23 protein-coding genes are annotated in these 26386 nt (G+C 68.3%); 10 read left to right on the forward strand and 13 right to left on the reverse strand.

Annotation, left to right across the window (positions count from 1 at the left end):
• Positions 1 to 4: 4 nt before the first annotated feature.
• The 4 genes from AB0F41_RS10155 to AB0F41_RS10170 form a co-directional block, all read right to left on the reverse strand.
• Positions 5 to 862, reverse strand: a complete 858-nt coding sequence (locus tag AB0F41_RS10155) for an ABC transporter permease (RefSeq protein WP_357422446.1) — start codon at positions 860 to 862, stop codon at positions 5 to 7.
• A 13-nt stretch (positions 863 to 875) separates the two neighbouring features.
• The gene (locus AB0F41_RS10160) at positions 876 to 1670 is read right to left on the reverse strand and encodes an ABC transporter permease (RefSeq protein ID WP_357422447.1); all 795 of its coding nucleotides are present in this window, start codon (positions 1668 to 1670) and stop codon (positions 876 to 878) included.
• A 744-nt stretch (positions 1671 to 2414) separates the two neighbouring features.
• Positions 2415 to 2921, reverse strand: a complete 507-nt coding sequence (locus AB0F41_RS10165) for a hypothetical protein (protein ID WP_357422448.1) — start codon at positions 2919 to 2921, stop codon at positions 2415 to 2417.
• Positions 2921 to 3523 (reverse strand): TetR family transcriptional regulator, encoded by a 603-nt coding sequence (locus AB0F41_RS10170; RefSeq protein ID WP_357422449.1) that lies wholly within the window; start codon positions 3521 to 3523, stop codon positions 2921 to 2923. The genes AB0F41_RS10165 and AB0F41_RS10170 overlap by 1 nt, the downstream gene beginning before the upstream one ends.
• 429 nt (positions 3524 to 3952) lie before the next feature.
• Between AB0F41_RS10170 and AB0F41_RS10175 the strand changes: the two genes are divergently transcribed.
• The 7 genes from AB0F41_RS10175 (at position 3953) to AB0F41_RS10205 (ending at position 12289) form a co-directional block, all read left to right on the forward strand.
• The gene (locus tag AB0F41_RS10175; RefSeq protein WP_357422450.1) at positions 3953 to 5122 is read left to right on the forward strand and encodes an amidohydrolase family protein; all 1170 of its coding nucleotides are present in this window, start codon (positions 3953 to 3955) and stop codon (positions 5120 to 5122) included.
• Positions 5123 to 5155: 33 nt separating this feature from the next.
• Positions 5156 to 6391: a Xaa-Pro peptidase family protein gene (locus AB0F41_RS10180; RefSeq protein WP_357422451.1), complete on the forward strand. Its 1236-nt coding sequence runs from the start codon at positions 5156 to 5158 to the stop codon at positions 6389 to 6391.
• Positions 6381 to 7505, forward strand: coding sequence for a M24 family metallopeptidase (locus AB0F41_RS10185; protein WP_357422452.1), 1125 nt, complete (start codon positions 6381 to 6383; stop codon positions 7503 to 7505). The genes AB0F41_RS10180 and AB0F41_RS10185 overlap by 11 nt, the downstream gene beginning before the upstream one ends.
• Entirely contained in the window at positions 7502 to 8512 is a 1011-nt protein-coding gene (locus AB0F41_RS10190; protein ID WP_357422453.1) for an enoyl-CoA hydratase/isomerase family protein, read from the forward strand. The genes AB0F41_RS10185 and AB0F41_RS10190 overlap by 4 nt, the downstream gene beginning before the upstream one ends.
• A 144-nt stretch (positions 8513 to 8656) precedes the next feature.
• Positions 8657 to 11131: a CoA transferase gene (locus AB0F41_RS10195; protein ID WP_357422454.1), complete on the forward strand. Its 2475-nt coding sequence runs from the start codon at positions 8657 to 8659 to the stop codon at positions 11129 to 11131.
• 51 nt (positions 11132 to 11182) lie between these two features.
• Positions 11183 to 11818 carry a type 1 glutamine amidotransferase family protein gene (locus AB0F41_RS10200; RefSeq protein WP_357422455.1) on the forward strand — a complete coding sequence of 212 codons (636 nt, stop codon included), beginning with the start codon at positions 11183 to 11185 and terminating at the stop codon, positions 11816 to 11818.
• Between the two features lie 15 nt (positions 11819 to 11833).
• A complete protein-coding gene (locus AB0F41_RS10205; RefSeq protein WP_357422456.1) occupies positions 11834 to 12289 on the forward strand; it encodes a MarR family winged helix-turn-helix transcriptional regulator in 456 nt (151 codons plus the stop codon).
• Positions 12290 to 12299: 10 nt separating this feature from the next.
• Here the strand turns inward: AB0F41_RS10205 and AB0F41_RS10210 are convergent, their stop codons facing one another.
• The 3 genes from AB0F41_RS10210 to AB0F41_RS10220 all read right to left on the reverse strand — a co-directional run bounded on the left by AB0F41_RS10210 (position 12300) and on the right by AB0F41_RS10220 (position 17033).
• Positions 12300 to 13055: an SDR family oxidoreductase gene (locus AB0F41_RS10210; protein WP_357422457.1), complete on the reverse strand. Its 756-nt coding sequence runs from the start codon at positions 13053 to 13055 to the stop codon at positions 12300 to 12302.
• Between the two features lie 97 nt (positions 13056 to 13152).
• Entirely contained in the window at positions 13153 to 14409 is a 1257-nt protein-coding gene (locus tag AB0F41_RS10215) for a KasA/KasB family beta-ketoacyl-ACP synthase (RefSeq protein ID WP_357422458.1), read from the reverse strand.
• Between the two features lie 473 nt (positions 14410 to 14882).
• The gene (locus tag AB0F41_RS10220) at positions 14883 to 17033 is read right to left on the reverse strand and encodes a hypothetical protein (RefSeq protein ID WP_357422459.1); all 2151 of its coding nucleotides are present in this window, start codon (positions 17031 to 17033) and stop codon (positions 14883 to 14885) included.
• A 386-nt stretch (positions 17034 to 17419) separates the two neighbouring features.
• Between AB0F41_RS10220 and AB0F41_RS10225 the strand changes: the two genes are divergently transcribed.
• Positions 17420 to 19150 (forward strand): sodium:solute symporter family protein, encoded by a 1731-nt coding sequence (locus AB0F41_RS10225; protein WP_357422460.1) that lies wholly within the window; start codon positions 17420 to 17422, stop codon positions 19148 to 19150.
• A 9-nt stretch (positions 19151 to 19159) separates the two neighbouring features.
• A complete protein-coding gene (locus AB0F41_RS10230; RefSeq protein ID WP_357422461.1) occupies positions 19160 to 19405 on the forward strand; it encodes a hypothetical protein in 246 nt (81 codons plus the stop codon).
• 235 nt (positions 19406 to 19640) lie between these two features.
• Here the strand turns inward: AB0F41_RS10230 and AB0F41_RS10235 are convergent, their stop codons facing one another.
• From AB0F41_RS10235 to AB0F41_RS10260, 6 genes are all read right to left on the reverse strand, one after another.
• Positions 19641 to 20138 carry a L,D-transpeptidase gene (locus AB0F41_RS10235; RefSeq protein ID WP_357422462.1) on the reverse strand — a complete coding sequence of 166 codons (498 nt, stop codon included), beginning with the start codon at positions 20136 to 20138 and terminating at the stop codon, positions 19641 to 19643.
• 188 nt (positions 20139 to 20326) lie between these two features.
• The gene (locus AB0F41_RS10240) at positions 20327 to 21625 is read right to left on the reverse strand and encodes a hypothetical protein (protein ID WP_357422463.1); all 1299 of its coding nucleotides are present in this window, start codon (positions 21623 to 21625) and stop codon (positions 20327 to 20329) included.
• Complete coding sequence (locus AB0F41_RS10245) at positions 21622 to 21846, reverse strand: hypothetical protein (protein ID WP_357422464.1); 225 nt, start codon at positions 21844 to 21846, stop codon at positions 21622 to 21624. Before AB0F41_RS10245 ends, AB0F41_RS10240 begins: the two co-directional genes overlap by 4 nt.
• 322 nt (positions 21847 to 22168) lie before the next feature.
• Positions 22169 to 23152 carry an alpha/beta fold hydrolase gene (locus tag AB0F41_RS10250; protein WP_357422465.1) on the reverse strand — a complete coding sequence of 328 codons (984 nt, stop codon included), beginning with the start codon at positions 23150 to 23152 and terminating at the stop codon, positions 22169 to 22171.
• Positions 23149 to 23832 carry a TetR/AcrR family transcriptional regulator gene (locus AB0F41_RS10255; protein ID WP_357422466.1) on the reverse strand — a complete coding sequence of 228 codons (684 nt, stop codon included), beginning with the start codon at positions 23830 to 23832 and terminating at the stop codon, positions 23149 to 23151. The genes AB0F41_RS10250 and AB0F41_RS10255 overlap by 4 nt, the downstream gene beginning before the upstream one ends.
• Positions 23829 to 25163 (reverse strand): NAD(P)-binding domain-containing protein, encoded by a 1335-nt coding sequence (locus AB0F41_RS10260; RefSeq protein ID WP_357422467.1) that lies wholly within the window; start codon positions 25161 to 25163, stop codon positions 23829 to 23831. The genes AB0F41_RS10255 and AB0F41_RS10260 overlap by 4 nt, the downstream gene beginning before the upstream one ends.
• 181 nt (positions 25164 to 25344) lie before the next feature.
• Between AB0F41_RS10260 and AB0F41_RS10265 the strand changes: the two genes are divergently transcribed.
• The gene (locus tag AB0F41_RS10265) at positions 25345 to 26385 is read left to right on the forward strand and encodes an NAD(P)-dependent alcohol dehydrogenase (protein ID WP_357422468.1); all 1041 of its coding nucleotides are present in this window, start codon (positions 25345 to 25347) and stop codon (positions 26383 to 26385) included.
• The last annotated feature ends 1 nt before the right edge of the window (position 26386 follow it).

The raw sequence follows: 26386 nt of genomic DNA on the forward strand, positions 1-26386 counted from the left end.
ATCCCTATCCCGACAGCTCGAAGTTTCCGTTGGACCCGTACACCGCGAGCGAGACCAGCAGCGTCACCGACACCACCGCGATGAGCGAGGTCCGGACCGCGTTGCCCACCGCGGTTCCCACCCCGGAGGGCCCGCCCGCGGCGAAGAACCCGAAGTAGGTATGGATGAGCAGGATGGTGATCGCCATCAGGATCGCCTGCAGGAACGACCACAGCAGGTCTATCGGGTTCAGGAATGTCGCGAAGTAATGGTCGTACAGGCCCGGCGACTGACCCAGGATGACGACCGTGGTGAACCGGCTGGCGAGGAAGGAGGCGATCACCGCGATCGCGTACAGCGGGGTGATCGCGATCATCCCGGCCACGATCCGCGTGCCGACCAGGTAGGCGATCGGTTCTATCGCAATGGATTCCAAGGCGTCGATTTCCTCGTTGATGCGCATGGCACCCAACTGCGCGGTGACACCGGCGCCGAACGTGGCCGCCAACCCGATACCTGCCATGACCGGCGCCGAGATGCGGACATTGATGAACGCCGACAAGAATCCGGTGAGGGCTTCGATACCGATGTCGCCGAGCGAACTGTAGCCCTGCACGGCCAGGGTCCCACCGGCGGCCAGGGTGAGGAAACTGACGATCACCACGGTGCCGCCGAAGGCCGCCAATGTGCCCGAGCCCATACTGATCTCCGCGATCAGCCGGATCGTCTCCCGTTTGTACCGCCACGCCGCAACCGGGGCGAACGCCAGCGCCTTCACATAGAAGATCGCATGGTCACCGACCCGTCCCAGCACATCCACGGGTTTGCGCAACCGGCGGATCAACAGCGGATGCCGGGAGGCCAGAATCTCGGAGGCTGTCATCGGATACCTCCTCTCAACCGGTGGTCAGCTGGATGCCGATGGCCGTGACCATCACGTTGATAGCGAACAGCGCCATGAAGGCGTAGACGACGGTCTCGTTGACGGCGTTGCCGACCGCCTTGGCTCCGCCGGTAACGATCAGTCCCCGGTAGCAGGCGACCATGCCGGCGACGAATCCGAACAGCAGCGCCTTCACCGACGAGATGATCACCTCGTTGAGTCCGGTGAGCAGCGTGATTCCGGCGACGAAGGCGCCCGGGTTGACGTCCTGGACGTATACCGAGAACACATAGCCGCCCAGCACGCCGATGATGCAGACGAGACTGTTCAGCAGGACGGCCACCAGGCCCGACGCCAGCATGCGCGGGGTGACCAGCCGCTGCACCGGATCGATCCCGAGGACCTCCATGGCCGCGATCTCTTCGCGGATCGTGCGCGACCCGAGATCCGCGCACATGGCCGTGGCTCCGGAGCCGGCGACGATCAGCACCGTCACCATCGGGCCCACCTGGGTCACCGCGCCGAACGCGGCGCCCGCGCCGGACAGGTCGGCGGCGCCCAGCTCACGCAGCAGGATGTTCAGGGTGAAGCTGACCAGGACGGTGAACGGAATCGCCACCAGCAGTGTGGGAACCAGCGAGACACGCACGATGAACCAGGACTGCTCCAGGAACTCCCGGGTCTGAAAAGGCCTGCGGAAAGCGAACTTCACCGCGTCGGCGGTCATGGAGAACAGTCCGCCGATCGTCTCGAGCGGGCCCGCGAAGCGGTCCTTGACCTGTATCCAGTACGGGGTGCGGGTCGTCATCCGAACCTCATCGCGGCGGATGGGGTTGCCGCATCGATCGGGCGGTCCCCCGGCAGGCGGGGAATCCGCCCGGGCAACCAGGAAATCGGCATCGGAGTGCTCCTGTCGAACGATCGACGTCGCGATGGGCTGGGCCGGCGGCACGAACCCACCGAGACGGGGGCGGCCCGGGGCGGGCCGCGGCGTGACGAGCGGTACCGGCTACGGCTGCGGAAGAGTCCGGTGGCTGTGCCGTCTGGGCCGGCCTGCTGTCACTATCTCGGTACGGAAATGTCATTCTCAATTTCCAATAGGATGACATCCGCTTGAGGAGAACACAATACTTGCGGGCAAGTTTTCAGAAACCCCCAGGCAGAACGGCCAGGCCGCGGCTACAGCTCGCGAGAAAGCTTCACGACCAGGCAATGTACACCCCACGACCAGCCGCGAGAACGGAAAATAGCCATCCGGGCAATCCGGATGAATTGTGAAATTCAATGTTTCAAATTTGCCCTGCACCGGGCCCGGGAAATGAATTCGCACAAATGCGTACGAAACGGCTCGAACGGGTTACGGACAATTCAGTCCGAATCATCGTGCACCCCGGAATAATACCGGCGAAACACCGCCGACCGACCCCGGCCCACCCGCGGACGACCCCCGTACCGGCAACTGTCCGGGTCAGCCAGAAGCGGGACCGCCGGACCACCGGCACCACGAGGGCCGGCCGCGCTCGCCGCGGACGACCCTCCGCGAACCCCGGAACTACACGGCGGGTACGAGGTCCGCGCACACCGGCGCGTATTCGGTTGCCCCGCTGCGGAAGATCTCACTCGGCGTGACCGCGGTGGGCGACAGACCGGCGGCGACCATGGCCTGCGCCTTGAACGCGCGCGCGGCGTAGCTCAGCCGGTGCAGGACCGGGTCCACACCGTGATCCTGACCGGCGGGCCACCCGTCGCCCCAGACCACGACCTCGATACCGCGGTCCTCCAGGGCCCGCAGGACACCCTTGCGAGCCCGGCGGTCCCTGCTACAGACATCGGCGTTCACGGCCAGCGCCTGCGGCAACCGCCCGGGCACCTCGGTGGCCAGCACCGTATCGAGTTCACGGACCTCGGCGCCGAGAATTTTCAGCGGCCGGATATCGGACGGCTGCGCGAGCAGCACCGTCACATCCCAGCCGGCCACGGATCGATCGAACAACCAACCACCCGCGAACTGGACCGCATCGGCCACGGTCGCCGCCACTACATCGAGCCGGTACCTCATCACTTCTCCTTCGCCGCCAAGTCGCGGGCCAGCGACTGGGTGTAACCGTTGAATACGTCGGCCAGCGGGATCGAACGATCGAGCAGCCATGAGATCTCCATTCCGTTCAGAAAGGCGACGATCTCCACCGCGCGGGTGCGCGGGTCCAAATCTGTGCGGTATCGGCCGGTTTCCTGGCCCCGGCGGATCGCCTGGGTGACGAGTTCGACCGCGGTACGCCAGCGATCGAGCATGCGGTCGTGCAGCGGCGCCTCGGGCATCAGGTTCTCGACCAGGAGTACGACGAAGGTGCCGACCAGCTCGGGGTGGCGCTCCATACGGGTGACGACCTTGCGGATCTCGACGATGAGATCACCGCTGATATCCGCGTCTTCCAGATCCCCGGCGTCACGGGCATCCAGGACGGCGTGCAGCAGCTGCTCTTTCGAGGAGAAATGGTGCAGTAATCCCGCCGAGGTGACCCCGGCTTCGCCGGCGATCTGCGCCAGCGTGGTGCCACGCCAGCCGTTACGGGTGAGGAGCCGCTGCGCGACCGCCAGGATGCGCTGCCTGCGGTCCTCCCCCTTCGCGAGGAGAGAGGCATATGGACGAGGAGCTGTCATGGTCCGAACCCCGATCTGACAAACCTAGTGAACACACAGTAGGTTGGTTTCGATCCTGTGACAAGGGTTACAGAGAAGTTGCCCGCGCAATGGGCCTTCACCTCACGGCCGCGGGCAGCACCCGGGTCGAATCCGCGCCGCCGAACAGTTTCGGCGCCCCCGGCGGAACCCTCATGAAAATAGCATTCTCGCTCATTCACCCGCAGTACAACCAGGAAATCCTGCGCATCTTGTAGAACGCCACTCTCCGATTGTGATAATGTCGTTTTCAGCTTGGCGGCGCACCGCCCGCGACCCGGCCGTTCATCCCGGCGACCCAGCTCGTAGCTGGTCATACCGGATTGCTATAACCCCCGTGACGGCGCGCGGGCGGCGAATACGGCCGCCGACGGCAAATTCGCGAATCACACGATCCATTGGAGGGTCACGATGCCGACTTCGCCCAGTAGTGCTCCGCTGTACCCCCCGCAGGGGTTCGGTCCGCCGAAGGACCGCCGGGGCCGGGCCGAGGGCACCCTCGGGCTTCCCGCCGGCACCGAGGTCTTCTCGGCCGACAACCACATCTCGCTCGCGGACGACATCTTCTTCGAGCGCTTCCCCGAGGAACTGCGGGACAAGGCGCCGCGGGTCTGGTACGAGGAGGGCGCCTACCAGATCGGCCGGAAGGGAAAGTCGTTCCTGCCGGGGGATTTCAGCCGCGTACTGATGCAGTACGACCCACTGGAGGGATCCGGCAGCACCAACCTCGACGCCCGGCTGGCGGATCTGCGCGCCGACGGCATCGACAAGGAGCTGGCGTTCCCCAATTCGCTGCTGGCCCTGCTGTTCTACCCGGACAAGGCGGTCCGCGAACGCTGCTTCCGCATCTACAACGAATACATCGCCGAAGTGCAGGAACGCTCCGGCGGCACGATGTACGGGGTCGGGCTGATCAACTGGTGGGACGCCGACGGCGCCCGCCGGACCCTGTCCGAGCTGAAATCGCTGGGGCTGAAGACCTTCCTGCTGCCGCTGTCGGCCGGCAAGGACGACGACGGCAACGTCATCGACTACGGCAGCACCGCGATGGCCGGGGTCTGGGACGCCATCGAGGAATCCGGTGTGCCGGTATCGCACCATATCGGTGAATCGCCGCTGTCCGCGCCGTGTGAGGTGAACAGCGTCGTGGTCGGAATGATGCACAATGTGGCGCCGTTCCGGGAACTGTTCTCCAAGTACGTGTTCAGCGGCATCCTGGACCGGCACCCCGGCCTGCAGGTCGGCTGGTTCGAGGGCGGGATCAACTGGGTCGCCTCGGCACTGCAGGACGCCGAGCATCTGCACGCGTCGTACCGGCATATGTACAACCGCCCGCTGGAACACGACGTGCGCCACTACTGGGAGAACCATATGCGGGCCTCGTTCATGGTCGACCCGCTGGGGCTGGCGATCATCGACCATATCGGCGTCGACCGGGTGATGTGGTCATCGGACTACCCGCACAACGAGAGCACCTTCGGCTACTCCGAGAAATCGCTGGCGTCGGTCGTCGACGTGCTCGGCGCGGACGCCGCCGCCCGCGTGGTGAGCGGAAATATCAAGGAATTCCTGGGTGTATAGGCCGAGCGCCGAGTGCGAGAAGGACCATATTCGATGACCGCATTCTCCGCCGCGACCGCCGCGGCGATCGAGATACCCGACCTGCCGGACCGCACACGGATGCGCCGGGAGACCGGGGCCCGCCTGCGTTCGGCCATGGCCGAACGCGGCGTGGACGCCGCGATACTGCTGCTGAACAACAATGTCGTCTACGCGACCGGGGCGAATTGGCCACTCGGCGACGCCGGCCTGGCCCATGTCGAACGCCCGGTCGCCGTGGTCACCGTGGACGACGAATGGCCGCATCTGTTCCTGCCCTTCCGGGCCGGGGCGGCGGCGGAGTCCGAGCTTCCCGAGGACCATCTGCATCCGCCGGTGTACCTCGAATTCGACGAGGGCGTAGCGGATTTCGCGCGCGTCCTCGCCGATCTGGTACCCGCCGGCTCCACCTTCGCGGTGGACGAGTACACCGGGGCCATGCTGCGGGCCCGCGACCGGCTGTTCCCGGGCGGGAAACCGGTGGACGCGGCCACGGTCATCGGACCGGCCAAACTCATCAAAACCCCCGACGAACTCTCCTGTATCCGCAAAGCCTGCCGGATCACCGAGGAGGCGATCGTCGATATCCATACGTCGCTGGCGCCCGGTCAGCGACAGATCGATCTATCCGCGCGATTCGTCCGGCGCGCGTTCGAGCTCGGCGCCACCGCCACCATGCTGGACGCCATCTGGCAGGTGATGCCGGAGACGAAGGCCGACGGAGTATGGACCAAACACGGTGACCTCGCGCTGCCGCTGCTCACCACCGAGCGGGAACTCGAGGCCGGTGATGTGCTGTGGACCGATGTCTCCATCACCTACAACGGCTATTGCTCCGACTTCGGCCGTACCTGGATAGTCGGGCAGGATCCGACCCCGCGTCAGCAGTCCCAGTACCGCAAATGGCGGGAGATCCTGGAAGCGGTGTTCGCGCAGATCCGTCCGGGTGCCACCGCGGCCCAGCTCGGCGCCGCGGCCACCGCGGCCGCCGGCGGAAGCCGCCCCTGGCTGCCGCATTTCTATATTTCGCACGGTATCGGCGTGAGCGCCGCGGAGGTGCCGATGATCGGTACCGACCTCGGCGCGGAATTCGACGAGAACTTCGTGCTCCGACCCGGCATGGTGCTGGTCCTCGAACCCGTGGTGTGGGAGGACGGCACCGGCGGCTACCGCAGTGAGGAGATCGTGGTGGTTACCGAAGGAGGCTTCATGCCTCTCACCGACTACACGTACGCGCCCTATGGCGACTGAAATCCTGCCGGACGATCGCGCGCTGCGGGTGGGACGCCGCGAGCGCGTGCTGGCACAGATGCAAGCCCACGACCTCGATATCCTGATCGCCGGACGGCAGGCCAATGCGCGCTACCTGTCCGGCGCGCCCCAGCTGTGGGTGGCGGGAACGCGGCCGTTCGGCCCGGTGGCGCTGATCGTGCGGAAGACCGGAGCGGTCCACCTGCACAGCACCTGGGACGAGGGCATTCCCGAGGACATCCCGCACGACAACCTCTTCGAGACCCTGTGGGATCCCCGCAATCTCGTCGCGGTGCTGCGCGAGCTGGACGGTGCGGCCGAGGCCCGGCGGGTCGGTACCGACGCACTGTCGCCCGGGTTCGCCGAACTGCTGCCGACCGCGTTCCCGAATGCCGAGATCGTCGACGGCGAACTCGCCTTCCGGGCGGCCCGGCGGATCAAGACCGCGGACGAGATCGCGACGATGCGCGCCGGCCTGCGAGTCGCCGAGCAGGGGCTGGCGGCCGGGCTGGCCGAACTCGCGCCCGGGGTCACCGAACAGGGTCTGGCCGGGGTGCTGCTGGAAGCCTGCGCCGCCGGCGGTGTGAGCACACCGGCGACGCAGGACGCGGCCTGGGTGACCGCCCGTGATCATCCGTGGCGGCGGGCGACCGCGGACCGGCGGGTCCAGGAGGGTGATCTGGTCGCCTTCTCCTCCGGTGTGCTCGCCGACGGGTATATCGGCGAGGTGGGACGCACCTGGCCGGTCGGCACGGTGACACCGGCGACGGAACGCCTCTACGAGCGCTGGAACCGGTTGTGGGACGGCCTTATCGGGGCATGCCGCCCGGGTGCGCCCGCGGCCGGACTGCTCGACGCGTACCAAACCGCCGGTGAGCCGCTGCCGGTCATGCCGGTGGCCCGCGGCCTCGGAATGGGTTTCGACCCGCCGGTGGTCGCGCCGGCGCTGCGCCGCACCGCGGAATCCGAGATCCTCGAACCCGGCCTGGTGCTCGCGCTGACCGGTTACGTCTGGGCCGAGGGAGTGGGTGCCGTCTTCGGGCGCGATGCCGTACTCATCGGCGAGGACGGCCCGCATATCCTGACCTCGAGCCCGCACTGGGAGCCACGATGACCACCTCCGCGAACGGCACCCCCACCGACGGTGAAGCAGCTTCGGAGGCCCCCGGTCCCGCACAACCGAGCGCCGAGGAGATCATCCGCTATTCGAAGGATCCCGCGACCCGCATCGCGACCATCACCTTCGACCGGCCCGATCAGCTCAACGCGCCGACCATGGCCGCGCGCCTGCGGTACGGCGATCTGATCCACCGGGCGAGTATCGACGACGATGTCAAGGTGCTGGTGATCCGCGGGGCCGGTGACGATTTCGGGTCCGGCGCCGATCTGGGCGAGTTCATGGCCGTGCAGAACGACCCCGATCAGGGGCCGCGGCTCAGTGAATACAAGATCGGCCCGGACGAGGTGCGGTATCCGCCCAAGGAGTCGTTCCGGCACGGCGCCTCCATCAGCCAGTGGTACGCCAATGCGCAGGCCGGCTGCCGCAGCCTGCAGGAATTCAAGAAGATCAGCATCGTCGAGGTGAAGGGCTACTGCTACGGCTGGCACTTCTACCAGGCCGCCGACGCCGATCTGGTGATCTCCTCCGACGACGCGCTGTTCGGCCACCCCTCGTTCCGCTACTACGGCTGGGGGCCGCGCATGTGGACCTGGGCGCAGACCATGGGCCTGCGCAAATTCCAGGAGATGGTGTTCACCGGCCGGGCGTTCTCGGCGGCGGAGATGGCCGAATGCAATTTCCTCAACAGCGTCGTCGCGCGGGCGGACCTGGAGGCCGAAACCGACAAGTACGCCCTCGCGTGCGCCCGTAACCGGCCCACGGACACGGTGTTCATGCAGAAGGTGTTCTTCGAGATCATGAAACAGCAGCAGGGCGAATATATGGGCAGCCTGCTCAGCGGTTTCTTCGAATCGATGGGCGGCCATATCCATGCCGACGACAACGATCTGATGCTGGACAACGCCTTCGACGGCGGGCTCAACAACTCGGTCAAGGACAACGACAGCCGGTTCCCGCCCGAGTTCCGGCTCAGCAAATCCGGCCGCCGGAAACCGGAGTAACCGGCGCCGCGCCGATCGCGGTGCGGCGGACGGACCCCTCGGCGGGACGCTCCGGCGTCCCGCCGATCCCCTGTCCGGACGACCGGACACCGTGCACCGCCCGGGTGGGCCCCGGCCGGTTCTCGCAGAGGAATCGAGAGTGTTATGACAGCGAATCGGGGCGCGGGCCGCGACGGTTTCCGCGCGAGTTCACCGCTGACCGGCTACGTCGTGGTCGATCTGTCGAGCGGGGTCGCGGGCGCCTACTGCACGAAACTCCTGGCCGACGCCGGCGCGCGGGTGATCGCGGCCGAACCACCGGACGGTAACCCGCTACGCCGGCGTTCCGCCTCCGGCGCGGCGCCGGCACCCGGCACGGACGGCGCGCTGTTCCAGTTCCTGGCCGCCGCGAAGCACAGTGTCGCGCTCGATACCGGCACCGACGACGGCCGGGATCTGCTCGAAGGTCTGCTGGCCGGTGCGGACGCCGTGGTCTGGTCGCCCGGATCGGCACCGGCCGAGGACCCGCGATTCGCCCCGGCGGCGCTGCGCGCACGTCAGCCGCACCTGGTGGTCACCACGATCACGCCCTTCGGCCTGGAGGGACCGTGGGCCGGGCGGCCGGCCACCGAATTCACGCTGCAGGCCTGGTCGGGCGGGATCGTCGGATTGGGCCGCGGCGCGCCGGAGCGCGCGCCGGTGCATATCGGCGGTGACGTCGGCGAATGGTTCGCCGGTGCGCACGCGGCCGCGGCCGCTCTCACCGCCCGGCAGCGGGCACTGCGCACGGGGACCGGTGAACTCGTCGATCTCTCCATGCTGGAAACCCAGATCCTCGGCCTCTCGTACTATCCGGTCTCGTTCTACGACACCGTGAACCGGCCGTTCCGGACGCAGCGCCGGTTGAGCCGCCCGGGGGTCGCGACGGCCGCCGACGGGCTCATCGCGGTCGGCTGCGGTACCGCCCAGCAATGGTTCGACCTGTGCGTGATGGTCGGACATCCGGAATGGATCGATGAGGATCCGACCCCGGCCATCACCGAACGCACCAACGAGAAAGCCGCCGAGATCGCGGCCTGGTTCGCCGCCCACAAGGTCGACGAGATCCGGGAGCTGGCCACGGCTTTCCGGATCCCCAACAGTCCGGTGGCCGGTGGCGCGAACGTCACCGAACTGGATCAGCACCGGGCCCGCGATTTCTTCACGGTGAACCCGCGCGACGGTTTCGTCCAGCCCGGTCCGCCGTTCCGGACCACGCCGCCGGTGCTGCGTGGTCCCGAACCCGCGCCGCGTCTGGGCGAGCACACCGATCACTATCGGACCACGGCGCCCGGCGCAACGGCGCGCCGCGACTCCGTCGCACGGCACGCCGGCCCGGCTCGCCCCGAAGTGGCGAATCCGCTGCCGTTCGAGGGCCTGCGCGTACTCGATATGACCACCTTCTGGGCCGGTCCGTCCTGCACCCATTTCCTGGCGTTGCAGGGCGCCGAAGTGATCCATGTGGAATCCGCGCAGCGTCCCGACGGCACGCGGCTCATCGCGGGGGTGCCGATCGACGAGGAGCAGTGGTGGGAGAAGTCCGGAATCTTCTCCGGTCTCAACACCAACAAGCGCGGTATCAGCGTCGACTTCCGCACCGAGGCGGGCCGGGAGATCCTGCGCGGGCTCGTGACCGCGTGCGATGTGATCGTGGAGAACTACACCCCGCGGGTGATCGAGCAGATCGGCCTCGACTACGACACCGTGCGCGCACTGCGGCCCGACGCGATCATGGTGCGGATGCCGGGATTCGGTCTCGACGGCCCCTGGCGGGACAATCCGGCGTTCGCCTATGTGATCGAGGACGCGTCCGGACTCACCTGGCGCACCGGCTATCCCGACCAGAACCCGGTCGAGCCCTACAGCCTGGGCGACCCCAATGCCGGGGTGCACGCGCTGGTCGCGCTGCTGCTCGCCCTGGAGCACCGGCGGCGCACCGGCGAGGGGATGCTCGTCGAGGCGGCCATGGTCGACGCGGCGCTGAATATCACCGCCGAACAGGTCATCGAATATTCGGCGTACGGCAACCAGCTCGAGCGGGACGGTAACCGGGGACCGCACGCCGCCCCGCAGAACCTGTACCGCGCGGCCGGGGTCGACGAGTTCGACCGGCCCGACAACTGGATCGCCCTCGCCGTCGGCACCGATAACCAGTGGCACGCGCTGACCGAGGTCCTGGGCCGGCCCGCCTGGGCGACCGACCCCGGGCTGGAGACGGCGGCCGGACGGCGGGACCGTCACGACGAAATCGACGGTCACCTCGCCGCGTGGTGTGCCGACCGGCCGGCCGCCGAGATCGTCGCCCTGCTGTGGGAAGCGGGTATTCCGGTGGCCGAGGTCCGGCAACCGCATCGGCAGACCGAGATCCCCCAGCTCGCGCACCGGGGTTTCTTCGAACCCGTTGCGCACCCGGTCAACCCGACCGCGCGGCACAGCACGGTCGCGGCCCGGTACTCGGCGGGTCCGGCGCGCTATCACCGGACCCATGCCCCGCTGCTGGGCCAGGACAACGCCGCCGTCCTGACCGAACTCGGCTACACACCCGGGGAGATCGCGACCTTCGAACGGGACGGAGTGATCGGCGGAACACCGGGCTCCTGAACCAGCACCGGGCTTATTGACAACATACTGTCAAACTGACAGGATGTTGTCATGGAATCGAAGATCGTTCACATCGCCGTCTACGACACCCTCGCGGACTGGGAGGTCGGCGCCGCGATCGCCCATATCAACAACGGCAACTGGCATCGAGACCCCGGCACATACCGCACCCGCACCGTCGGCCCGGATACCGAACCGGTCACCACGATGGGCGGCATGCGGATCCTGCCCGACCTCGCCCTCGCCGATCTGTCGCCCGCCGACAGCGCGATGCTCATCCTGCCCGGCGCCGACGGCTGGGACCGGGGTGATCTGGACGCCTTCGCCGGCAAGGCCCGGGAGTTCGCCGCCGCCGGCGTACCGGTCGCCGCCATCTGCGGCGCGACCTTCGGCCTCGCCCGGGCGGGTCTGCTCGACGACCGCGGACACACCAGCAATATCGCCGAATATCTCGCGGCCAGCGGCTATGCGGGCGGCGCGCGGTACATCGACGAACCCGCGGTCACCGACCGGGCGGTGATCACCGCCAATTCGACGGCGCCGTTCGAATTCGCCCGAGAAGTCTTCGCCGCCCTGGATCTCTACGAACCGCAGGTGCTCGACGGCTGGTACCGGCTCTTCGCGCACGGCGACCCGGCCGGCTACGCCGCGCTGGCGGAGTACGAAGCCCGGCAGGCCACGGCCTGAGCCCGGCCCCACACGATGGAGAATCCCGAACAGCGACTGTTCAGCAGCGCCGCCATCACCTCGTTCCGGCTCAACGGCCAGTTCCTCGCCCTCGCCGAGGAGCTGGCCGCACCCGCGGGTCTCACCGCCGCCTGGTGGCAGGTCCTGGGTGCGGTCCTGCGGGAACCCCTGCCGGTGGCCGGTATAGCCCGGGATATGGGCGTCACCCGGCAGAGTGTCCAGCGCATCGCGGATCTGCTGGTGGAGCGGGGGCTCGCCGAATACCGGCCGAACCCGGCACATCGGCGCGCCAAACTGGTGGCGGTCACCGACGCGGGGCATGCGGCCGTGGCCCGGATCGGCCCGCGGCACGCGGAATTCGCCGCCCGGCTCACCGCGCAACTCGGGCAGCGGCGGCTGGCCGAGATCGTCGCCGCGCTCACCGAACTCTCCGCCGCGCTCGGCAGCGTCGATACCGGCGACGATCGATGACCGTGCCCGGTCACATACCGGCGACCCTGCGCACGATGGACAGCGGCAGCACCTTCATCGCATAGGAGAGCGGCAACCACGGCCACGTCGGCGTGTACGCCTTGAACCGCCGCTTCTCGATCGCCGACACCATGGACCGCACCCCGGTCCGAGTATCGACGAGGAAGGTCGGCGGGTGCGCGGCCTTGTCGTTCATCTCCGAGGCGATGTATCCGGGGTAGATGATCGACACATCCACCCCGGGGACGTTCTCGGCGGCGATACCTTCGGCCATCGCGGCGACCGCGGCCTTACTGGCGCCGTAGGCGGTCATGGTCTTGGGCATTCCGCGCACCGCGGAAATGGAGGAGATCACCACGAGATGCCCACCGCCCTGGGCGCGGAAGATCTTCATGGCCGCTTCGGTCTGCGCCATCGCGCCCAGGAAGTTGGTGGTCGCGGTCTCCCGGTTGGGCCGGTCACCCCCCTTGCCGAACGGTACGCCCTTGCCCAGCCCGGCATTGACGATCACCCGGTCGAGACGACCCAGCTCGGCCGCGAACTCGTCGAACACCCGCGGAACGGCATCGAAATCGGTGACATCCAGCGCCGCCGTACGCACCCGCACCCCGGGATACGCCGCGGCGATCTCCCGAGTGAGTTCGTCGAGCCGTTCGGTACGCCGGGCGCACAGGGCCAGGTCGTAGCCGAGAGCGGCGAACTGCCGGGCCATCTCCGCGCCCAGACCCGAACTCGCGCCGGTGATGAGGATCGAACCAGTACCCACTGTGGTGTTTCTCCTGTGGTCGAGCGGTGCCGGTGCGGCATGGCATTGATCGGTGGGATCCCGAGCCTATCGGGCACCGGGCTGTCACCGGCCGCGATCAGGGACGGCCGAAGGCGAGGGCTACGTTGTGTCCGCCGAAACCGAAGGAGTTGTTGATCGCGTAGTCGATCCGGCCCCGCCGGGGAGCGCCGGCGACGATATCCAGATCGACAGCGGGATCCTGATTGTCCAGATTCAGTGTCGCGGGTATGACTTCGTCGCGGATGCTGAGCACGGTGAGCGCCGATTCGAGGGCGCCGGCGGCGCCGATCGCATGGCCCAGTGCCGATTTGGGCGCGTACACCGCGGGGTGGGTGCCCACGGCCCGGTTGATCGCGGAAGCCTCGGCGAGATCACCGATCGGTGTCGCGGTCGCATGCGCGTTGACATGGGTGATGTCGGGCGCGGTGAGCCCCGCGGTCCGGATCGCCCGGGTCATGGCGCGGGCCGCGCCGGTGCCTTCCGGGTCGGGTGCGACGAGGTGATAGCCGTCGGAGGTGATTCCGGCGCCGAGCAGTCGTGCCAGGACGGTGGCGCCGCGCGCGCGGGCGTGTTCCTCGGTTTCGAGGATCAGCAGCGCACCGGCTTCGCCGAAGACGAACCCGTCCCGGTCGGCGTCGAACGGCCGGGAGGCGGCCTTCGGTTCCTCGTTGCGGGTGCTCATCGCGCGCATCATGGTGAACGCCGCCATCGGCACCGGGTCGATATACCCTTCGACACCACCGGCGACGACGATATCGGCATCGCCCATCGCGATCATCTGCCACGCCCGCGCGATCGCCTCGGAACCGGACGAGCACGCCGATACGGGCGTGACCACTCCGGCCCGGGCGCCGAGTTCGAGCCCGACCACCGCCGCCGGGCCGTTGGGCATCATCATCTGCACCGCCAGCGGCGATACCCGGCGATAGCCCTCGGCCTCGAGCCTGTCCCGAGCCTCCACGACCGCGTCGCCGCCACCCTGGCCGGTCCCGATCGCGACCGCGAGCCGGTCCCTGTCGACCTCCGGACTCCCCGCGTTCTTCCACACGGCCCGGCCCAGCACGGTGGCCAATCGCGCCACATACGCCAGGCGCCGGATTTCGACCCGGGTCAGCAGGGTCTCGGGGTCGACCTTCAGCTGTCCGCCGATGCGCACCGGCAGGTCGTGCTCCCGGACCCACGGCTCGTCGAGCCGGTCGATACCGGACTCGCCCGCCAGCAGACCGGCCCAGGTGCCCTCGATATCACCGGCGAGCGAGGTCGTGGCCGCCAGTGCGGTGACGACGATATCGGGGAACCTGCCGTCGGCCGCGAACGGATTCCGAACCTGCACCACACGCCTCCCTGCGCTCAGCGTTCGACAAGAAACTGTGACCATACGGTGCAACGGGTGGAGCGATGAGACGATCGGGTATATCGGGCAATACGTGGCCGGCCCGTTCGGATGACGCCGATGCCGGCCCCGGCGACCACAGTGTGCACGTTCGGATACCGAGTCCTCATCGCGGCCCCCGGCACACCGGGCCGGCACCGCGCTCGCTCCGATCCGCCGATAGTACCGGCGATATCGGTCGAGGCATCATGGTCCCGGGTGCCATCGGTCCCCCCGGCCGGTAGTCGATCCGCTCGCCGGGTGATCCGGATCGACCGGTCCCCTTGCCCGGCGAGCAGAACGAATTCCCGGGCCGGGCCGCCGACCGGAGCCGACCCGGGCCCGGCCATCCGGGAACGGGGAGTCCGGTGCGGAGTTCGCCGACGGTGTGCAGCAGGACGGGCGTTCGCGGGCGGCCCGCGGAAAGCCGCACTTCAGCGGGCGGCCCGGATCGGGGCCTCCGCCGGATGCACGAACGGCGTGAGAGCATCCCGGACCTGTGAATGGGACAGCCCGCTGTGCCGCCGGCCCGGTAGGCCGTCCTCCGGGGCACCGGCCGCCGCGGCGCACGGATCGGGATCGGACATCCCCGGCTCGGCGGCGAACTGTTCTCCGGTGAGATCGATCGCGGCCAGCCGGTTTCCGGTTCGCGCCTCGTAGACGGTGATGCGGTGGACCACCGTGAACAGATTCAGCGTGCGGCCCACCGGCCGGTCCGGTCCGGGCGGGTACTGGCAGGTGCGGACCAGGGACCCGAGGCGAACCTCGGATACGCAGGCGACCAATTGCACCGAGCGGGCATCGATGGGATGCCAGACCGCCGACGGACCGAATGCGGTGTCCACGGACAGATCGCCGGCGAGATACACGGGGCTCGGGCCCGCTACCGAATAGGGTGCGGCCGCCTCGATTCCGCCCCCGCCGGCACAGAGCGCGCCGTATTCGGCGACGTCGAACCGGGCGAAACCCGAGGCGGCGAAGACGGTCGCGGCCACGGCCGCCAGCGCAACTCCCGCCGCCCCGACCGCGATCACCGACCGTGCGCCGCGACCGGTCCGCCGCTCCCCCGGCCCCCGGAGCCGAACCGCCGGCCTTCCGGCCGGGCCCGGGTTCCGGCGGCCGGAACCCGCCCGTCGCGTCCATTCGGATATCCCCCGCCGGATCCGCGCCGAGGTCGCCGCCCTTCTGTCTACGGGGACACCCGGATTCCGGCCGGGCGTGGCGGCGTCCGCGTCGCCGGGGCCAGGGGCCGGCGCAAGCGCGGCCTCTTTCTCGACGGCCGCCAGGTCGTCTCCGGTGACCGGGCGGTCGGTGGGTAGTTCGGGCCGCGCCGTGGAACCCCGGTCCCGCGCGCGATATTCCGCGCGTATCGTCCCCGATTCGGTCTCCGGCCGCCCGGCCGTCGACGCCCGGCCGGGCTCGACCAGGGGTGCGGGCATATCGCCGTCCGGCTCGTCTCGACGGCCCGCTCCGGCCGGCCCACCCGCGGGCGGTGCGGCGCTCACCGACTCGCTTCCACCCATCGGCGAACCGTCTCCGGCCGCAGCGGGCCAACCGGCGGCCATCCCCACCTCCACCGGCTTGCCACGATCCACCGGCGGCACGCTCCGCACCGGCGGCCGGTTGCGCGCGGACCGGGTTGTGGCCGCATGGCGCTCGCCGGAAGGTTCCGGCCGGCCACCGCTGCCGGCTAGCTCCTTCAGCAATGCGGGGACCGGTGGCGGCGCGGGTTCCGGGCTCGGCTCTTCGGCAGGCGCACCCACCGGCACCGGTTCATCCGACCTGTCCGGCGCAGCAGGGCTTTCGGATCCCGGCTCCACAACCGCATCGGCGGCACTCGGGGCGCCGGCCACTCGACGCCGGAGAGATCTGCCGACTCCGAATCGCCCGAATCCCGGCCGCTCCCCGGTTGTCGGGTCGATGGGCGGCGGAACGGGCGCGTGCACGGAGTCCGCCGGGAAACCCTCGGCCACCAGCTCATCCGGATCCGGTGCGGACCGGGAGACCCCGAGCACCTCGAAGGCCCGTGCGATATCGGCGGCACGCCAGCGAATCCCGGCGTCGGCCGGACGCCCGAAATATTCGCCCAGGCCACCCGATCGGCCGATCCGGACCAGGATCGTCTCCTCGCCGGATTCCGGCGGGGGCGGGGTCCAGCTGATCCGCGAACCGGTCTTTGGGATCAGGACCACGAGGATGTCGATCTGTTCGGACAGCCCGTGCCGGCGCAGGATCCCGACCAGTTCGGAACGCTGCCGGCGGGCCCGCAGCAGCGGATTCGCGGTGGCCGAACCGGTCCGCAGATCGGCCTCGCGATCGTCGACCTGCCAGCGGCCCCCGGGCGGGGTGTGCAGTACACCGTGCTGCACGGAGGCGAAATCGGCCAGTACGACCAGGGTGCATCCCCGGGGTGTCCAGACCAGCAGATCGGCCGTCGTCCCGGAGCGCCGGCGGGGCCGGGGTAACGGACACTCGAGGAGCGCGAGACCGCCGATGCGATCGGGGCCCGGCCCCCACTCCCGGATCAGACGGAGTACGAAACGCTGCACACTGGACAATTCGGTGCTCTGCACGCGTATGATCACGGCAACCCCTACATCGGTGACCACGAAACCCGCGCACACCACAGGGGCGCCAGGGGTCGCAATTTCCCTGGCGCACAACGTGTTTGGATGCGCCGTCGTCCATGGTAGCAACCCGCGGCACGGCGCACGAGAGGCTGCGCCCGCCCAGCGGCGCACGCATTCATGCGAAGCAGTACCCACTCGCCCGGGGCCTGCGCACTCTTGATGCACCCGGCCCGAGGGGCTGCAGGGACACGCCCGGCATCTGTCGAAGATCGCCCGCGGGGCCCAGCCCGCGCGGTACGTTTGATTCGCCAGAAGCCCGTTCTGGTAGTGCGGCCGGTCATCGGCGATATCGGTGAGGCGCGCCGCGCGCGGTTGCCGTGGCCGCTCGAGGAGAACGTTGTATGCCGCAGTTCGAGATATCCCAGGAGGTCGTCGACACACTCGCGGAAGGTGAGGTGCTGCGGCTGGACGCCCAGCCCGTCGACTACGCGATCGTCGCCCTCTATTTCGTCTTCGTCCTCGGGATCGGGCTGCTGGCCCGGCAGCGGGTGTCGTCCAGTATGGACTTCTTCCTGTCCGGGAGATCGCTCCCGGCCTGGGTCACCGGTCTCGCGTTCATCTCCGCCAATCTGGGCGCGGTCGAGATCATGGGTATGTCGGCCAACGGTGCGGAGTACGGCTTCCCGGCCTTCCACTACTTCTGGATCGGTGCCGTACCGGCCATGCTGTTCCTCGGCGTGGTGATGATGCCGTTCTACTACGGCTCCAAGGTCCGCAGCGTGCCGGAATTCATGCGGCGGCGCTTCGGCACCGGCGCGCATCTGGTGAACGCGCTCAGTTTCGCTGTCGCACAGGTCCTCATCGCCGGGGTGAACCTGTATCTGCTCGGCACCATCCTGAACGTCCTGCTGGGCTGGCCACTGTGGATCTCGGTGGTCGTCGCGGCGATCATCGTGCTCTCCTACATCACCCTGGGCGGTCTGTCGGCGGCGATCTACAACGAGGTGCTGCAGTTCTTCGTCATCGTCGCCGCTCTGCTGCCCCTCACCCTGATCGGCCTGCACCGGGTCGGCGGCTGGGACGGACTGCAGGATCGGGTGGCCGCCTCCCCCGGCGGTCCCGAACAGCTGGACTCCTGGCCCGGAAACGCGCTGTCCGGGTTCGCCAACGATTTCGTATCCATCATGGGCATCGTGTTCGGCCTCGGATTCGTGCTCTCGTTCGGCTACTGGACCACGAACTTCGTCGAGGTGCAGCGGGCGCTGGCCACGCATTCCATCGCCGCCGCGCGCCGCACCCCGATCATCGGCGCCTACCCGAAGATCTTCATCCCGCTCATCGTGATCATTCCCGGAATGATCAGCGCGGTGCTGGTACCGCAGATGGCCGATTACAAAGCGGCCGTCACCGCGAATCCGGATGTCCAGAGCGACACCACCTACAACCAGGCATTGCTGTACCTGATGAAAGAAGTGCTGCCCAACGGTCTGCTGGGGGTGGGCCTGGCCGGTCTGCTGGCCGCGTTCATGGCCGGTATGGCGGCCAACGTCTCGGCGTTCAACACCGTGTTCAGTATCGACCTGTGGCAGCAGTACGTGGTCAAGGATCGGCCGGATACCTACTATCTGACGATCGGCCGGCTGGCCACCGTGGGCGCCACCGTGGCGGCGATTTTCACCGCGTTCATCGCGGGCGGGTTCAGCAACATCATGGATTACCTGCAAACGCTGTTCAGCTTCTTCAACGCCCCACTGTTCGCCACCTTCATCCTGGGCATGTTCTGGAAACGGATGACGCCCACGGCCGGCTGGGCCGGCCTGGTGTCGGGCACCGCGATCGCGGTCACCATTTTCGTGCTGAACGAGACCGGCGTGTTCTCGCTGTCCGGTCAGGGCGTCAGTTTCGTCGCCGCGGGCGCTGCCTTCGTGCTGGATATCCTGGTCAGCGTGGCGGTCACCATGGTGACCGCGCCGAAACCGGCGTCCGAACTCGTCGGCCTGGTGTACTCGGAGACTCCGAAGGAACTGCGCACCGACCCGGAGGCCGCGACGCTGCCCTGGTATCAGCGCCCGGTGCTGCTGGCGGGTATCGCGCTGGTGCTCGTGATCATCCTCAATATCGCCACCGGATAGGAAACCACCGTGCTCTTCGATATCCGTACCATCGTCGGCGGCCTGCTCGGCCTCTACGGCATCGTGCTGGTGATCATGGGCTTCTTCCACGACACCGCGGCCGAGGAGGCCAAGACCGGCGGGATCAACGTGAACCTCTGGGCCGGGCTGGGCATGGTGGTATTCGCCGCGGCGTTCCTCGCCTGGGCGTGGCTACGGCCGGTCGCCGTCGACCGGCCCGACCCCGGCGCCGAGATCGAGGAGCACCAGGGCTGATCCGCCGTACCCGCACCGGGACGGCATGACAGGACCGCCCGGCGCGCGGGCGGTCGCGCGAGTACCGGGCCGACTGTCAGTCCGGCAGGCCGATGGCGAAGCCGATGGCGATGAGCACACAGCTGACGACGGCGACGGCCACGATGATCCACATGCCGCCAGCCTACGAAATCGGGTCACCCGGCCCGGTACCGGGTCGGCAACTCCGGCGCGGCCCGTACCACCGCACAGGTCGTCAGGGCACGACCTCCACGACATCACCCGGGTTCAGATAGTGGTAGACCGCGACGGCGCCCGGTTCGGTCAGGCGGATGCACCCGTGCGACTGGTGTTCCACCGGCCCGATATGAAAGGCGATATCGCCGTTGAAGAAGACCGCGTAGTGCATCGGAGCATGATGCATGGTGCTCCAGTGATACGGCCGTTTGAACGAAACGTTGAAGACGCCGGGTGGCGTCTCGAAGCCGGGCATCCCGTGCGACATCGGGGTCGGGCCGTAGACCACCTTGCCGTTGTCCATCAGCCAGACCTCGTTCGAGGACAGGCGCAGGCAGGCCCGCGCCGCCGGTGAACACGGGGCCTGGGTCGGGATGATCGCCGGTACGCCGGGCACATTCGGGCCGTTGGGCCAGAGCGGGTCGGCGACAGCGGGGGCGGCGGGCGCGAGCACCGCCGCGAATCCGGCGAGCAGCGCCAGCCTGCGCATTCGATGGGAAATCCGTCCGTTGGTCATCTCGTGTCCACCTCTTCTCTCGATCCGCCGCCGCCTCCGGCGAGGGATGGCAAATTCCGAGCGAAACTACGAGAAACTCCGAGAACTCTCCGACGGTACAGACATTCCCCCCCGCTGCGGGCCGCAATCACCGCGAGAACGCCGGTTAGGACACGAATCGGCGACGGTAGAACACGGCCCGCAAACGATCAGGCAACACTCCAGCTATCGGACGCTGCGCTGCGACGGCGGCCACGCCGGCGTCGCTGGTAGAACACCTCCTCCACCGAGACGTTGGGCACCTGCTCGACGATCGCGGCCAAGGCACCGTCGAGCTCCAGCTCCGCGATCCGCCGATGCAGGCCCGCCCGCCGCTCGGCGGACAGTTGCGCCCATATCGCGCCGATCCGCTGCTGCGCGGGGACCTCGGCGAGCGCGAGCAGCCGAAGCAGCTCCGGCCACAGACCACCGGCGTTGGCCACCTCGGGGAGTTCGGCGATCCGCTCCTGCGGGATCCGCGCCACCAAGCCGGCGACGTAGCGCTGGACATCGGGATGAGTGCGTTCGGTCAGCAGCAGCAGACCTCGCCACGGTCCCGTCTCGAAGGCCACGATCAACGACTCGACGATCGCGATCAGGGCGGCCGTGTTGGCGAAGATCGGGTTCATCGCCATCCGCTGCAGGCCCGGTGTGCTCATCTTGGAGACGAACGTCATCAGCTCGGGCGCCGCGCCCCGCTGAATGGTGTGGGCCGACAGTTTGCCCAGGGCCTCGGGAGCGGCCAGGGACAGCAGGATATCGCCGATCTCCCCGACCACGACGGCATCGGCCCGCGACATCACCGAGATCGCGGCCTCCTGCAGTTCCGGCGTTCCGGCCAGCACCGTCTCCATCATCCTCGGAATACGCCGTGACCGGCCGTCCAGCAACTGGCGCAGTATGTTGCTGATCGCGGTCGCGTTGTACGCGTAGGCGGCGGAGAAGATGATGCCTTCGTCGTCGAGGGTGCCCTCTTCGACTGCGGCCACCATTTTCGGTGTGGCATAGGCCAGGAAGGGGCCGGCGGTGATGTGGTCCTTCCGGCGCAGCACCTCGTTGACGATCGCCACCAGCGGCTCGGAGGCCATGATGTCGCCCAGCTCGCCGAGGGCCTTGGGATCCACATAGGGCGTGCAATCCGCGGCGTACTCGGTTTTGAGCATGGTCAGCGTATCGGCGGCCGCGTCGGGATACTCGACACCGACGGCCCCCGCGGCGCGCCCGGTCATCATGGGCGGCACGATGCGCTGCACCAGGGGCAGCGACACCGTGAGCGGGATGATCGGGATCAATCGGCCGATCCGTTTGAACATCTCACCGTGGTACTCGAAGATCCGGCCCGATATCCGTTGTTCGAGTTCGTTGAGATGCTCGGCCCCGAGCCGTTCGAGATAGGCGATACGTTCGACCGGGACATGTAGCGTGCGGGCGAGCAGAATCATCTGCGCGCGGGTTACCAGATCGCTCATTTCTCGAGTAGATCCCCGAACATGATCCGGCGCGTGATCGCTTTGAACGGCGGCGGGAAGAATCGGATCATTCCGTTGACGGCCTCGATGAGCAGATCCTTCTCCTGTTGCTGGGCTGCCCGGAACAATCCGAGCAGGTCCTCGACCTCCCGATCGGAAAGCATTTCCGAGGCTGCGGTGGGTCCGTTCAGTTCGCGGACGAGTTCAGTTTTGGCACTCATTCTGCTCCTGTGTCTCAATCGAAGGCCGGCAGCCGCGAAACCACCGCCGACCCCAGGTACTACCCGCACGACGATATGCCGAATCTTCATGCAGGTAAGCGCATTCACAACTGGCGTTACCCGCCTGCAATTTGGTGTGTCTCACATCGCCCGGTTCCGGTGACGCTACCCCAGCGGTCCGCCACTCACCCGGGGACGAAGGACCGAGCGGCTCGCGCCCACGACAGCCCTGGACGTCCTCGCAGGTCCGGAAGCCGGGTTCACTTCCCGCACCCGCACCACAGCAGGGGGAACTTCCCCGGGTGAGCACATTCCCCGGAACCTAGCGCTGGTCCTCCAGCGTCAGATGGCGGCGCAGGAAAAGCAACTGGTGCTCTACCGCGGACTCGAAGAACGGATTCCCCGGCCAGACTCCGAAATGGTCACAGGGGTAGTGCCGGACCTCGGCCCGCGCCGCGAACGCCGCATCGGCAGCGGCGTGCGGGGGCGCGCCCCGGTCGAAATCAGCGATCTGCATCAGGACCGGGAGGTTCAGTTCGGCCGCCGCGCGCGCCGGGCGATAGCCGGGAAGCTGCAACAGCACACTCGAATCGATCTCGTTACGCCAGGTGGGCCCGGCCAGCGCACGATAAGCCTCGGCGTAACCGTCCAGCGCCAACGCGGCCGTCTCCCCCGGCGCGCCCACCAGCGGGATGAGACCGCCGCCCCCGGTCAGCGCGTCCAATCGTCCGCGCAGCGCTGCCACCGAGCCCCGCGCGGTCGCCGCCGCACCGCCGTGCTTCATGGCCAGCACGGCGGCGGACCGGCCGTCCACGAGCGGGGTGAGCGAGACGAGCGCGGCCAGTGCGGTGCGGGCGGTCCCGGTCTTCGCGGCGGTAGCGCGGGCGGCGGCCCCGGCCGCGAGAACGTGGCCGCCCGAGAGCGAGACACCCCAGAGAACCACCCGCCGGGGATCCACCCCGGGCAGTTCCGACGCCGCCCCGATCGCGGCGCGGTAGTCGGCGAGTTGCTCGGCCATCCGGATCCGCTGCCGGGGAATGCCGCCGCTCGCTCCGAAGTACCGGAAGTCGAAGGCCAGCACGTCCATTCCCGCGGCGGCGTAGGCCCGCGCGAAGGGTTCCAGGCCGGAATCCTTGGTACCGCCGAACCCGTGGGCCATCACGGCCACGGGCCGCCCGGCCGGGCCTTCGAGCGCGGTGGAGGCCGCCGGGAAATGCCAGGCGTGGCAGTCGTCGGAGCCGGATCGGAAGGTCAGGTCGGCCCGGCCGGGCGCGGTGGCGCCGTCCGGTATCCGGTGCAGGGTCATATGTGGTTCCTCGCGGTGGTGGATGCGGCGGTCCGCGGCGGCGCGACGCTGCCGGGGCCCGGGAAATCGCTGCCATAGATCGAGCGCAGCCAGACACCGACCACGGATTCGATATAGCTCTCGCGGTCCAGCTCGACGCCGTAGGTGAGGCGTTCGAGGAGACGTTCGTTGAGCAGCAGCAGGACATCGGCCAGCGCCGTGGCGTCACCGCCGGCGGGTGCGCGGCCCGCGGCGCGTTCCGTGTCGATCATGGCCGCGATGGACGGGATGAAGGCCTGCCGATCGGATTCCCACATATCCCGGATACCGGGGGACGCGCTGCGCGCGGCCAGTACCGCGCGGTACAGGTGCCGGTGCCGGTCCCAGAAGTCGATCAGCCCGCGGATCGTCGCCTCGATCCGCTCGGCCGGTGCACCGGCGCCCACCAGGATGTCGTTGACGCGGAACACTTCCTCGTAGCCCTGTTCCAGGGCGGCGGCCACGGCGGCCGCCTTGTTCTCGAAGTAGAAGTAGAACGCCGACCGGGTGAGCCCCGCACGCCGGGAGATCTCGGCGATATTGATCGGCTCGAGCTGCCCGCCGTTATCGCGCAGCAGCTCGTCCAGTGCGGTCAGCAACGCGCTGCGGCGCTGGTCGCCCCGCTGCGGGGACCGTCGATCGGTCCGCGGCCGCGCACTCATCCGGGGTGCCCGGATAGTGCGTGCCGGGCCCGGCGCAGGCCGGCCGGGACCTCCGAGAGCCGCAGATCGCGCTCGTAGACCCAGTAGTCCAGCTGCTGGGTATGCCGCGGGCGGTCCACGATATGCCCGGTGAACCGCTGCTGATCGGAGGCGATGACCTGCCGCATCGTCTCCGCCGAGGGCGGCAGGTAATGGCCGGCCGCGTAGGCGGCCACCAGTCGGGCCTGGCATTCCACGAACGGGAAGAGCGTGGGGAACGGCTGGGCGAAACCCACAAAGGCGAGGTTGCCGATCCCGGGCGCGAAAATCCTTTTGTACAGCGATATCCGGTTGTCCGGTGCGCTCAGGAACGACGGATCGAAGAAGGGGAAGGTGATGTTGTAGCCGGTGCAGTAGATGATGACATCGAAGTCGTGCTGCGTGCCGTCCTGGAAATGCACCGTGTTCCCGTCCAGCAGGGTCACATCGGGTTTGGCGACCACGTCACCGGAACCGAGCCGTAGCGGAAGTTCCACCGATTGGGTGGGATGGGCCTCGAAGAACTTGTGATTCGGTACCGGCAGACCGTATTTCACCGGATCGCCCGCGACCAACGGCGTGAACTTCTGGACCAGTTTGCGTTGCCAGGACAGCGGCACGTAGGGCACGGTCCGGAAATACCGGTCGGCGGGGGTGCCCGCGAAATACTTCGGCACCACCCACGCGCTGGACCGGGTGGACAGCCAGACCTCGTTGTCCATGGCCCGTGAGGACAATTCGACGGTGATATCCGCCGCGCTGTTGCCGATTCCCACGATCAGGATGCGTTTGCCGTAGAGGTCCAGCGGGGTCCGGGGGTCGATATAGGAGTGCGAATGGATGGACTCCCCGGTGAACTCGCCCGGGAAATCCGGCAGCCGCGGATCCCAGTGGTGGCCGTTGGCGACGACCAGCAGATCGAAATTCCTGGTCTCTCCCGATCCGGTCGTGATCTCCCAGCCGCCGGCGGTCGGCCGCGCGTGCTCGACTCCGTTGCCGAACTCGATGGAACGCTTCAGGTCGAACGCGGCGGCGTACCCCTCGAGGTACTCCTTGATCAGCGTGTGGTGCGGGAAGTCGGGATAGGAGTCCGGCATCGGATAGTCGCGGAAGGAGAGCTGGTATTTCGAGGTGTCGATATGCAGCGACCGGTAGGCGCTCGAGTGCCCGTTCGGATTACCGAAGGCCCAGTTCCCGCCGATACGATCCGAGGCTTCGAAGCAGGTGTACGGAATTCCGTAGTCGCCCAGCATCTTCCCGGTGGTGAGGCCGCTGATTCCCGCCCCGATCACGGCAACGGTGGGTTCGGGCATACGACCTCCTGCGCACAGCCCCGCCCCGGCGGCGCGGCTCCGACGATCCGAGTGACCCCGGTCACAAGCGACCATAGATCCGGACTTGACAGGTGTCAAGAAAAATTCACCCTTGTCAGCGGCACCCCGCCGGGCCTACTTTCGTGAGGCACGTCATAGCCGCCGGCCGGGAGGAACGCCCATGCGAGCACTGCAACTCACCGAACCCGGCAGGCTGGAGCTTCGCGAGGTCCCGACGCCGGAGCCGGGACCGGGTCAGCTCCTGATCCGGGTGGGCGCCTCCGGTATCTGCCATTCCGATCTGCACGTTCTGCACCTGCCCTTCAAGGTGCGCGAAGAGCCGCTGACCCTCGGCCACGAAATCGCGGGCACTGTCGCCGCGCTCGGCCCGCATGTCGAGGGACGCGAGATCGGTGACCGCGGCCTGATCTACCTGTGCTGGTCGTGCGGGATCTGCCCGGAATGCGCGAGCGGGAACGAGAACGTCTGCCGCGCGGCCGGGCGGACCGCGATGCCGCCGTGCCCCGGCCTCGGGCCCGACGGCGGGATGGCGGAATACGTCGTGGTGCCGGCGACCTCGTTCGTACCGATCGGCGATATGGATTTCGTCGCCGCCGCACCCCTCGCGGATGCCGCGCTCACCAGCTATCACGCCATCCGCGGCGCACGCGATCAACTGCGGCCGGGCGCGACGGCCGTGGTGATCGGCGCCGGCGGGCTGGGCCATGTGGGCATCCAGATCCTGCGCGCGCTGAGCCCGGTGCGCGTGGTCGCGGTGGATTCCGATCCCGGCAAACTCGAACTGGCCGCGGAATGCGGTGCGCACGAGGGTCTGCCGGCCGGCGACGACACCGCGGCGCGCATCCTGGAGATGACCGGTGGCCGCGGCGCCGAGGCGGTATTCGATTTCGTCGGCGTCGATGCCACCGCCCGGCTCTCGGTCGAATGCGTCGGCCCGAACGGGGCCTACCGCATGATCGGATTGGGCGACGGCGACCCGGGAATCACCGCCGGGCCGGCCGGTGGACCCGGACTGCCGTGGGGCGCGACGGTGCGCAAATCCTACGGCGGCACCCGCCGGGATCTGATAGACAGCGTGGCACTGGCCCGGGAGGGCCGGATCCTCGCCCGCACAGAGCAATTCGCGCTGGCGGACGGCGCGCGGGCCTACGCCCTGCTGGAGCAGGGCAGAATCCGCGGCCGGGCGGTACTGGTGCCCTGAG

Origin of the sequence: Nocardia sp. NPDC024068 (assembly GCF_040638875.1) — a bacterium.
GTDB lineage: Bacteria > Actinomycetota > Actinomycetes > Mycobacteriales > Mycobacteriaceae > Nocardia.